The sequence below is a fragment of the Deltaproteobacteria bacterium genome (assembly GCA_019310525.1).
Classification (GTDB): Bacteria; Desulfobacterota; DSM-4660; order Desulfatiglandales; family HGW-15; genus JAFDEE01.
Genome location: JAFDEE010000156.1, coordinates 1 through 2,586, shown reverse-complemented (window position 1 = coordinate 2,586; position 2,586 = coordinate 1). Strand labels below are relative to the sequence as shown.

The following is a 2,586-nucleotide window of genomic DNA, read 5'->3' as shown; positions in this document are numbered from 1 at the left end:
GATATCGGCTGGTTTGCCGTCATGGATCCTGGAGACGATATCCGAATTGAGGTAAATGATCCGGCCGGGCCCTATCCCTTTTTCGAGCAGAAACCTTTGAATGGATTCATTCGAAACCAAATAGTAGGGATCGATATCGAACCTGGAGATCGCCTCCCTGGCAATCCGGTACATCATTTTTTGCCGCCCGCCGACTCCACAAACAAACAATACCTTTAATGACATATTCTTCTCCGAGTAAATTACTATCGGCTGAAGCCGTAAGCTTAGGGGCCAAGGGGTCGAGGGTCCAAGGGGTCAAGTGAAAAACATCTTTCTTTAAATCCCGGTTTCTCACTCGAACCCTGGACCCCTTGAATCCTACCCAAAAAAACGATCCGACTAAAGTCTTCGGCTGAAGGCGATGGATTTTTCTCCCATTCCCGGATTGGGACATTAAAAACACGCATGGTATTCGAACCCCGCCCTTCTCATGGATTCTCAAGCACCTCGGTGATCACGCCCGAGATGTATTCAACGTCGCTCCCCGTCAGATCCGGGTAGAGGGGAAGGCTCAATGCCCTCTCGTAGTAAGACTCCGCTTCGGGGAAGTCCCCCCATTTGTATCCGAAGGCCTTTCGGTAGAAAGGCTGGAGGTGGACGGGGATATAGTGAACCTGGGGAAAAATGCGGCGTTTGCAAAGTTCCTGGAACAGCCTGTGTCTTTCCTTGGCTCCCCCCAGACATTGAAGGACATAGAGGTGAAAACAGGGATCGCTCTCCTCGGGCCAGGGGGGCAGCCGTATAAGGCCGCGATCTGCCAGGACCTTGAGCTTCTCCCCGTAAAGCCTTGCCAGTTCCTGCCTGCGTCTTTTGAATTCTCCGATCCGGGAGAGCTGTGACAATCCCAGGGCGCATTGAAAGTCCGTGATGCGGTAATTGAACCCCATCACCTGCATTTCATGGTACCAGGGACCGTAGTATTCCTTCGAAGAATCCATGGGCTTTCCCGGAAGCCCGACCCATTTCTCCGGATCCCGTTCGATTCCGTGAACGGCATACAGGCGCAATCTCCTTGCCAGGGCATCGTCGTTTGTGAGCACCGCCCCTCCTTCTCCAGTTGTGATGTTCTTCACGGGGTGAAAGGAGAGAACGGCAAGATCCGAGTGCGCGCAGGAAGCGCACCTGTAACTCTTCTCTTCATATTTGTATGAAGAGCCCAGGGCGTGGGCCGCGTCTTCCACGAGCTTGAACCCGTACCGGTCCGCCAATTGCCGGAGGGAGGGCAGATCCGCCGGAATCCCTGCGAAGCTTACGGCCACCACGGCCTTCGGCGCCCCTTTCCTCTTGCAATAATCTTCCAGCAGCCCGGGAGAAAGGCACAGGGTGTCCGGGTCGATATCAACGAAATCCGGCCTCCCGCCGCAATAAAGAATACCATTGGCCGATGCGAGAAAGGTCAACGGAGAGGTGAGGGCCACATCGCCTTTTTGAATATCCAGTGCAAGGGCCGAAACGTGCAGGGCCGCCGTGCCGTTGCTGACAGCGATACAATGTTTCGCTCCGCAGTACTCGGCAAGGGCTTCCTCGAATTCCCGGACTTTCGGGCCCCCGGTTATCCAGTCGCCTTTCAGGGTCTCGGAGACGGCCGCGATGTCTTGGCTGGAAATACACTGGTGTCCGTAAGAGTAACTCCGGTTTTCTTCGCCTGAATCTTCCCTTCTCTTCATGGTTCCTTTCCCCCGTCTTCTGGGTCTCGCCCCATATCCGATCCCGCTACCACTCCACCTTCGTCCGACAACTTTGAAAAACCGTGAATCGCAAAGGTCCTCTTCTCGTCGATATTCCTTTTAAGCTCCCTGTCGAGCCTTTCCTTTTCCCAGCGAGTGACGACTTCGTGCTCGAGGTGATATTGAAGGGCCAAGAACCACAGGTTCCGTATCTTTATGCCCGAGTGGAACAACCGGTAACAGATGTCGGAATCCTCCCGTCCCCAGCTCCGGTCGAAAACTTCGTCAAAACCGTCCACCCGCAGGAAATCCTTACGGAACATGGATAGGTTGCATCCCCTCAAAATCGTTTGAAACCCTTTTTCTCTGGCAAGCAGCCGCCCCAGGATCGGCAACCGGACGGCGTTTTTCCGGTTGCCGATCCCGCCACTCCAGGTCCGAGGAGGAGAAAAGCCCCCCTCGATCACCCTTTTGGTGTGCTCGCGGGGCAAAAAAGCCCTCTTCCCCTGAAGAAAGGTCCCCTCCCGTGCCATGGACACGTGATCCCTTACGAAATCCGGATGAAGCACCACGTCGTGATCCACGAAAACCAGGTAGGAGCCTTGAGAGTGTTTAACTGCCAGGTTCTTGATCCTGGACTGCCGGACTCCGAGGTCTGCGTGGCGGACATGCCGCCATATTGTCGAGGTAGGCCCAAGCACTTCCATTACGGTCTCGGCCGTTTCTTCATCCGAGCCGTCATCCGCCACGATGATTTCATCCGGAGGCCTTGATTGTGAAAGGGCCGATTGTAGGGTCCGCCGAAGGGCGCCAGGCCAGTTATAGGTGGTTATGATCAGCGAGACTTTAAACGTGTCGTTCATACCGATCCGTAGGA

General features: G+C 54.8%; 3 protein-coding genes. All 3 read right to left on the bottom strand.

What is annotated here, in order from left to right; genetic code table 11:
- The coding region (locus JRF57_16430) for a hypothetical protein (protein MBW2305280.1) at nt 1-225 on the bottom strand (225 nt) is incomplete at its 3' end.
- Nucleotides 226-470: 245 nt separating this feature from the next.
- Nucleotides 471-1,709, bottom strand: a complete 1,239-nt coding sequence (pseC, locus tag JRF57_16425) for a UDP-4-amino-4,6-dideoxy-N-acetyl-beta-L-altrosamine transaminase (protein MBW2305279.1) — start codon at nt 1,707-1,709, stop codon at nt 471-473.
- Nucleotides 1,706-2,572, bottom strand: a complete 867-nt coding sequence (locus JRF57_16420) for a glycosyltransferase (GenBank protein ID MBW2305278.1) — start codon at nt 2,570-2,572, stop codon at nt 1,706-1,708. Before JRF57_16420 ends, pseC begins: the two co-directional genes overlap by 4 nt.
- Nucleotides 2,573-2,586 lie beyond the last annotated feature (14 nt).